This window comes from Halanaerobium saccharolyticum (genome assembly GCF_003053565.1).
GTDB classification, from domain to species: Bacteria; Bacillota; Halanaerobiia; order Halanaerobiales; family Halanaerobiaceae; genus Halanaerobium; species Halanaerobium saccharolyticum_B.
This window is the reverse complement of the sequence record NZ_QAXS01000062.1, coordinates 1-7588: the sequence shown is the minus strand read 5'-3', so window position 1 is coordinate 7588 and position 7588 is coordinate 1. Positions and strand designations below refer to the sequence as shown.

Here is a 7588-nt window from a genome sequence, read left to right as displayed (position 1 = left end):
GATAAAGGGAAATATTGGTTTCAGGTTGGGGTGAAAAATTTTGAAAGGTGCTATTAAGCCTTATCAATCAAGGGCTTATTTAGCCGAAAATCTTACATTTAAGTATAGAGGTGATTTGATGTTGGAAAATAGAACGATGATTAAAGTTTGTGGAATGACACGCAGCAGAGATATTAAATTTGCAGTAAATATTGGAGTTGATGCAGTTGGCTTTATCCTTGCTGAAAGTTCAAGACAGGTTAATCTGGACCGGGTTAGAGAACTGACAGCAAAAATGCCGCCCTTTATAAATAGAGTTGCGGTTGTTGTCAATCCAACTAAAAGCGAGGTAGAAGAGATTACAAATAGCGGCTTATTTGACTATATTCAATTTCACGGTAGTGAGGAAGTAGAGTTAATTAGAAGTACTACTTTAAAAAGTATCAAAGCAATTTCAATAGCTGGAGAAGATGATTTAAAAGAAATTGAAAAGTACAAAGAAACAGCAGATTTTCTGCTTTTTGACACTAAAATTGGAAATCAGACCGGAGGAACGGGTAGAAGTTTTGACTGGTCTTTAATCAGAGATTTAGAAATACCATATATTCTCGCCGGGGGACTGGGAAATGAAAATATAAATGAGGCATTACAAAGGCTTAATCCAGCTGCAGTAGATATAAATAGCAGGATTGAAAACGAGCCGGGCAAAAAAAATCACAGGTTGTTAAAGGAAACTGTAGAAAAAATCAAAAATTTCAAACCCAGAACTGAGGCAAAGTTAAAGCTGAAGTCGAAACAGTAACTGAACTTTAAATTTTTTACTGATATATTATTAAAATTTGAAAGGAGTAGAGAAGATGAGCAGAGGATATTTTGAAGATTTTGGGGGACGTTTTGTCCCAGAAACTTTAATGCCGGCCTTAGATGAGCTGGAAGAAGTTTATTTAGAAATGAAAGAAGATCCAGATTTTATTAATGAGTTAAAGTCACTGCTGGCTGATTACAGCGGCAGACCGACTTCTTTATATTATGCTGAGCAGTTAACCAGACACTACGGGGGAGCAAAAATTTATTTAAAGCGGGAGGATTTAAACCACACCGGAGCCCATAAAATTAATAATACTTTAGGGCAGATTCTGCTGGCTAAAAAGATGGGTAAAAAGAGAATCATTGCAGAAACTGGAGCCGGACAGCACGGAGTAGCAACTGCCACAGTGGCAGCCCGCTTTAATTTGGACTGTGAAATTTATATGGGAGCAGAAGATATTGAGAGGCAGGCTTTAAATGTTTATAAGATGGAGATGCTGGGGGCAGAAGTTATTCCGGTAACCAGCGGCACCCAGACTTTAAAGGATGCTACCAATGAGGCAATTCGCGACTGGGTAACCAATGTCGAAGACACCCACTACATTATTGGTTCTGTTGTTGGTCCTCATCCCTACCCGGAGATGGTGCGTGACTTTCAGCGAATTATCGGAGATGAAACAAAAAAGCAGATTAAAGAAAAGGAAGGGCGGCTGCCGGATTATATTTTAGCCTGTGTTGGCGGCGGCAGTAATGCAATGGGTATTTTTTATCCCTTTGTTGAAGATCAGGAAGTAAATTTAATTGGAATTGAAGCCTCTGGTAAGGGAATTGAGAGTGGTGAGCATGCAGCAACTCTATCAGCCGGACGAGTCGGAGTTCTACACGGCAGCAAATCTTATCTGCTCCAGGATGATGATGGTCAGGTTATACCAGCCTATTCTATTTCTGCAGGGCTTGATTACCCGGGCGTGGGACCTGAACACAGCTACTTAAAATCAATTAAGCGAGTGGACTATCAGTCAGCAACTGATCTGGAAGCTGTAGCTGCTTTCAAGCTTTTAAGTGAAAAAGAAGGAATTATTCCGGCTCTGGAGAGTTCTCATGCACTCTCTTATTTAGAAAAACTGGCTCCTAAACTGGGGGAAGATCAGATAATTGTGGTTAACCTTTCCGGACGGGGCGATAAAGATATCAATAACTTTAAGAAGATCAGGGAGGCAGAAAAAGATGAATAAAATTTCAGCACAATTTAAGGATAAAAAACCTTTAGTAACCTATATTAGTGGTGGTGATCCCAGTCTGGAGCTGACGGAAAAACTTATTTACAGGCTGCAGGATGAGGGTGTTGATATTATTGAGCTTGGAATACCTTTTTCCGATCCGCTGGCTGATGGCCCGGTGATTCAGGAAGCTTCTCAGAGAGCTCTAAAAGGTGGAACAACTTTAAAAAAGCTGATTGCAAAGGTCAATCAAATTCAGGATAAAGTTGAGGTACCGCTGGTTTTAATGGGTTATTATAATTCAGTTTTAAATTATGGAGAAGAAAAATTTGCCCGAGAACTTGCTGAAGCAGGAATTTCCGGAGTGATTATTCCTGATCTGCCGGTAGATGAAAAAGCTGAGTTATCTAAATATCTGGCCGAATATGGAGTTTCCCAAATTATGCTGGTAACTCCCAATACTTCTGAAAAGCGGCTTGAAGAAATCACAGCTAAAAGTTCTGGTTTTCTCTACTGTGTGGCTCATCTTGGGACTACCGGTGATGACCAGCAGGGAGTTTATCCCAAACTGGAAAGCTATCTGGACCGGGTTCGCAAAACAGCAGGTGAACTGCCGCTGGGCCTGGGTTTTGGTATTGATGGCCCGGAAAAGGTAAAACAGATAATTGATTATCCGGATGGAATAATTATCGGCAGTGCTTTGATTAAAGCTATTCAGGCTGGAAATACAGAAGCAGAAATGCTTGCTAATGCCGGTGATTTTGTAAGCTCTATCAAAAAAGCAATAAATGAAGAGATCTAGTTAAGCAGGCAGTAAATTAAAATTTATATAGATTTTTCTCGATAAACCCTCCTTAAAAGGCCAGAATTGATTCTGGCCTTTTTTGCTGTTTTGAGATAATCATATTATTTTAAGGCAGGAAAATTAAAAGTTAAAGCTAATTATAAAAACGATAGCTAAAAAAGATTTATAATTTAAGAAGCGGGGTAGCAAAATGAAAACTCTAATTATTTACTGGTCTAAGACAGGTTTTGTCAAAAAATATGCTGAATGGTTGGCTGAAGAGCTGAAAGCAGATATTATCCCAGGTAAAGAAGTAACAAAAGCTAAACTGAAAGAATATGACTCTTATATTTTTGGCGGCAGCCTTTATGCTGTAGGAATCAATGGTGCAGATTTTATAAAAAAGAATATTAAAGAACTGGAAGGTAAAAAGACAGCTGTCTTTGCCACAGGTGCTTCTTCAGCAACAGAAGAAGTTATAGAAGAAGTGAAAAATAAAAATTTTACTGAGGAAGAGCAAAGTTACTTTAAGTTTTTCTATCTGCGGGGAGGATTTGATTACAGCAAATTAGGATTTAAGGATAAAGTTCTGATGGGAATAATGAAGTGGAAATTAAATAGTAAAAAGAAAAAGGGTGAAGAACTGACCGAAGAGGAAAAAGGCTTACTTGCTGCTTATGAGAAGCCGGTTGATTTTACAGATAAAGAGAATATAAAAGAAATAGTGGAGTATTTTAAATAAAGATAAAGCCAGACTGAGAGAGCTCCCAATCTGGCTTTTTTTATTTATTCACTTATTTTTAATTTAAATCCTGAATTTATTTACTGCATTTGAGAGTTCCTGTGCCATTTCAGCAAGATCCTGAGCTGAATTTACAATCTCTTCTGTGGAAGCACTTTGCTCTTCACTTGCAGCAGCAACTTCTTCTGCGTTACTTGCTGCTGTCTGGCTAACTTCTGCAATCTGTTTTACTGCAGATTCTACTTCATTACTGTTGACCTTCATTTTTTCGGTCTGTTTTCCAATGTTTTCAATTATATTATTCAGAACAGAAGCTGCCTTTCTGATATCATCAAATGATTTACCGCTTTCTTCTATTGAATCTACACTTGTGTCTACCGCCTGTTCTGTCTGCTTCATATTTTTAACTGAAACTTCTACATCTTTCTGGATTCCGCCAATTAAATCTGAGATTTCGTCTGTAGCTTCTCCTGACTGTTCAGCCAGTTCTCTTATTTCATCTGCAACAACACTAAATCCTCTTCCTGCTTCTCCTGCTCTTGCCGCCTCAATAGCTGCATTTAGAGCAAGAAGGTTTGTCTGAGCAGAGATGTCTTTAATTAACTGCACTATTTCGCCAATTCTTTGTGATGAATCTGCAAGAGAGCCTATGGCCTCGGCTACATTATTGGAATTCTGCTTAAGTTTATTAACCTCTGCTACAGAATTTTCTATAGATTTATCTCCGATTTCTATATTGTCTGTTACTTCCTCTGATTTTCTATTCATTGCTTCAGAAGAGCTGTTAACCATATTAATCTGTCCTGTCAGCTCATCAAGCAGTGCATTTGTTTCCTGTGCCTGGGCAGACTGTTCTTCAGCTCCTGATGCAACATCCTGGATTGCTGTCCCAACATGTTCCGCAGATGCTGATACTTCTTCACCGGAGGCAGAAAGTTCTTCACTTGAAGCTGAAAGATTAGCCGAGATATCTATTACCTGGCCGACAAGCCCTTTTAGGTTTTTCAGCATATTGTTTAGGGCTTCTGATAGTTCACCCACTTCATCCTTAGTTTTTACTTTCAATTCAGCTACAGAAAGATTACCATTTGCAATTTCTTCTGCAAATTCTATCGCATTTTTAAGTGGATTTACTACAGAGGAAGTCACCATAAAGACTATAATTGAAGCTAAAATAATTGCTGTCAGGATGGTAATCAATATTTTGTTTCTGTATTCATCCAGTGCTGTTTGATATTCAGAAGTTGGCAGTGCAGTAACAATTATATACTGATCATAAGGCATATAATGCTGGAGCAGTTCTTCTCCTTCCAGATTGATAATGTCACTACCTTCCTCCTGATTTAATATTTCTTCACTCCAGCTGTAATCTGTTATACTGCTGCCTATCAATTCACTATCAGGGTGACTTATTATCTCACCAGTTTTGTTTGTTATATAAACATATCCATTACTTCCGTATTTGGTTGTTTCCGCAGTTCGAGTTATATCTATTTTCGCTAAAATTTTCTGCAGTTCTTCGGGCTGGACACCGATCTGTACAATTCCTGATTTATCGGTTCTTCCGAGACCAATATATTTAAATAACTCACCGTCTGTTCCCCTCTGTTGAGGAGCCTGTGCTAACTCAAACTCTTCATTTTCCAGTCCATCTAGAAAAGGCTGTGTCTGTTCTGATTCACTAAAATCAAATCCTATAAACCCACTGACACTGGACCATCTGATAACTCCCTCTGAATCAGTTACATGTATTTCTTCCACATTCAGTTCTTCCATCAGATGATTTATTTCTTCCTGGATCATAGAATCAGGTACTGTTGTTAAATATTGATCTATTGTTCTGGTTATTGTGATAAGGTATTTATCCATTGCTTTTTCAGTAAGCTGAGCGTTTTCCCTTCTGTCATCTATTATGGTTTTTATTTCTTCCATCTTAGAGGTTGCTGTTTCTTCAGTTTTCTCCATTATATAATCTCTCTGTGTGTCATAACCAATGTATCCGATTACTGCCATTCCTACTATAAGTACTAAAAGTGTTGGGATTAAAAATTTTGCTCTAATCGACTTAAATTTAAATAAATTCATTTTTCATTGCTCTCCTTTTTAAAATTATATTTGATAATCTATGTTAAGTCATTTTTGCACTGACTTATCTTTTATTAGGCACATTATTATTATGGTGAATATATTTCCTAAACTTAAGTATCTTTGTAAGCTTTAAAAAGCTTTCAGCTTAAATTAAGACGTATTATCATAAATATACAGACTTTCTTAACCAGCATAACTTTTTGTTGAAAACCCCTAATAATTTAGCCGTTATTTTTAAAAAAATCAATAATAAGTTGAGTAGAAGCAGGAAAAAATTGAGGAAAAGATAATTATAAAAGTGTAAAGAATAGATAGACTGCTTAATTATGCAGGAACAGAACTTCATATTACAAGATAATTTTTGCTTAAAAAGTTTTTTGAGTGAAAAATGAGTAGTAAGCGAGTATTATTAAAATTAGAACTAAAATTGGAGGTCTACAAAATGCAAAAAATTAAAATGGACAAAAGTATTTTTGATAATTTCTACTGGCTGAACAAACCAGAAAAATATTATTGTGAAAATGCACTGGTGATTGAAACTGAACCAAAAACAGATTTCTGGCAGCGAACTCACTACGGTTTTAGAAGAGATAATGGGCATGCTCTGCTAACTGACTTAAAAGATGACTTTTCCTTTGCTGCTAAATTTAAATTTGAGCCTCAAAATAAATATGATCAGTGCGGTATAATGCTCAGACTGGACAGTGAAAATTGGATTAAAATTTCTACAGAATATGAAAATCAAGAAATTAGCCGACTTGGTTCGGTGGTCACAAATTTAGGCTATTCCGACTGGGCGACAGAAGATATTAGTTCAGAAATCAATGCAGTTTGGTACAGGGTCAGCAGAAGAGGTGAAGATTTTTTAATTGAAAATTCCTTTGATGGCAGAAAGTGGTCGCAGATGCGGATTACCCACCTGCATCATGATTTTGATGAAATTCAGGTTGGAGTTTATGCCTGCAGTCCAAAAAAGAGCAGCTTTAGAGCAATAATTGAAGAAATAACTATTGATGATAATCACTGGGAAAAAGAATAAATATTTGACTTTTTAAATTGCATGTAATATAATTTTGAAAACTTAATCTAAAAGTGAAGAAGGAATAGAGTAAATTGAGGAAGCTTTTACAGAGAATCCTGCTGCTGAGAAGGGATACTGCAGATTCAATTGAAAATGGTTCTGGAGCTGTGTATCAAATCCAAAAGGTAGTAGATTACACCGGTTGCACCCGTTATAGTGCCGGAGTATAAACATTTAATGTCGTACTCTTTGAGGCTGATGCCGTGAGGTGATCGGCAAAACTGAGGTGGTACCACGTGAATTCAACTCTCGTCCTCTAGTATTTTACTAGGGGGTGGGAGTTTTTTGTTTTAATATCAGAAAAAAGTAAAGTTAGTTTGAGTTTTATAGATCACAAACATTCAAAATTGAAAGGGGTATTAAAATGACTATATTTATTGGAGGTGCCTGGCCCTATGCCAATGGTTCTCTGCATTTAGGCCACTTAGCAAGTTTGCTGCCTGGTGATATTTTAGCCAGATATTATAGATTAAAAGGAGAAAAGGTGCTTTATGTTTCCGGAAGTGACTGTCATGGAACACCTATAGCTTTGAGAGCAAAAGAGGAAAATGTTGAGGCGAAAGAAATTGCAGATAATTATCATAGAGAGTTTAAAGATTCATTTGAAAAACTGGGCTTTACTTATGACTTATATACCAGAACTGATGATTCTTTTCATCATCAAAAAGTAAAAGAATTTGGTTGTATAATTAATGTTGTGAAGAAAAAACTGTAAATCTAAAAATATCTAAATAAAAAAGGCATTTGCCTGGCTCCGTTGAATTAAATAGTTACAACACCAAAAATTCAATGAAGGAGTCAAGCAAATGCATAATAAGTTTATCACAGATTTAATGAATTTACCAGACCTGGTTGCAACAGATTTAATTCAAACTGAAGAATATTTA

6 protein-coding genes, 1 pseudogene and 1 other annotated feature are annotated in these 7588 nt (G+C 36.7%); of the genes and pseudogenes, 6 read left to right on the top strand and 1 reads right to left on the bottom strand.

Translation table 11 applies throughout. The annotated features are described in order from the left end of the window. The first annotated feature begins 118 nt into the window (after positions 1-118). The 4 genes from C8C76_RS14585 to C8C76_RS14570 all read left to right on the top strand — a co-directional run bounded on the left by C8C76_RS14585 (position 119) and on the right by C8C76_RS14570 (position 3532). Entirely contained in the window at positions 119-781 is a 663-nt protein-coding gene (locus C8C76_RS14585; protein ID WP_108142914.1) for a phosphoribosylanthranilate isomerase, read from the top strand. 55 nt (positions 782-836) lie between these two features. Beyond that, complete coding sequence (gene trpB, locus C8C76_RS14580; protein WP_108142910.1) at positions 837-2021, top strand: tryptophan synthase subunit beta; 1185 nt, start codon at positions 837-839, stop codon at positions 2019-2021. Further along, positions 2014-2808 carry a tryptophan synthase subunit alpha gene (gene trpA / locus C8C76_RS14575; protein WP_108142908.1) on the top strand — a complete coding sequence of 265 codons (795 nt, stop codon included), beginning with the start codon at positions 2014-2016 and terminating at the stop codon, positions 2806-2808. Before trpB ends, trpA begins: the two co-directional genes overlap by 8 nt. Positions 2809-3001: 193 nt before the next feature. Next, positions 3002-3532, top strand: a complete 531-nt coding sequence (locus tag C8C76_RS14570; RefSeq protein WP_108142906.1) for a flavodoxin domain-containing protein — start codon at positions 3002-3004, stop codon at positions 3530-3532. Positions 3533-3595: 63 nt separating this feature from the next. Here the strand turns inward: C8C76_RS14570 and C8C76_RS14565 are convergent, their stop codons facing one another. Next, positions 3596-5617: a methyl-accepting chemotaxis protein gene (locus C8C76_RS14565; protein ID WP_108142904.1), complete on the bottom strand. Its 2022-nt coding sequence runs from the start codon at positions 5615-5617 to the stop codon at positions 3596-3598. Positions 5618-6062: 445 nt separating this feature from the next. On the opposite strand from C8C76_RS14565, the gene C8C76_RS14560 reads away from it, so the two are divergent. Both C8C76_RS14560 and C8C76_RS14555 read left to right on the top strand, forming a co-directional pair. Next, complete coding sequence (locus C8C76_RS14560) at positions 6063-6659, top strand: DUF1349 domain-containing protein (RefSeq protein WP_258222599.1); 597 nt, start codon at positions 6063-6065, stop codon at positions 6657-6659. A 47-nt stretch (positions 6660-6706) separates the two neighbouring features. Next, positions 6707-6961 (top strand) — a binding site (T-box leader). Positions 6962-7065: 104 nt separating this feature from the next. Then, positions 7066-7374: pseudogene (locus C8C76_RS14555) on the top strand (class I tRNA ligase family protein); the annotation flags it as partial. Positions 7375-7588 lie beyond the last annotated feature (214 nt).

Bases quoted from the DNA above. Each gene is read 5' to 3' on its own strand.
- trpA (WP_108142908.1), top strand. From the start codon at position 2,014: ATGAATAAAATTTCAGCACAATTTAAGGATAAAAAACCTTTAGTAACC.
- trpB (WP_108142910.1), top strand. From the start codon at position 837: ATGAGCAGAGGATATTTTGAAGATTTTGGGGGACGTTTTGTCCCAGAA.
- C8C76_RS14560 (WP_258222599.1), top strand. From the start codon at position 6,063: ATGCAAAAAATTAAAATGGACAAAAGTATTTTTGATAATTTCTACTGG.
- C8C76_RS14585 (WP_108142914.1), top strand. From the start codon at position 119: ATGTTGGAAAATAGAACGATGATTAAAGTTTGTGGAATGACACGCAGC.
- C8C76_RS14565 (WP_108142904.1), bottom strand. From the start codon at position 5,617: ATGAATTTATTTAAATTTAAGTCGATTAGAGCAAAATTTTTAATCCCA.
- C8C76_RS14570 (WP_108142906.1), top strand. From the start codon at position 3,002: ATGAAAACTCTAATTATTTACTGGTCTAAGACAGGTTTTGTCAAAAAA.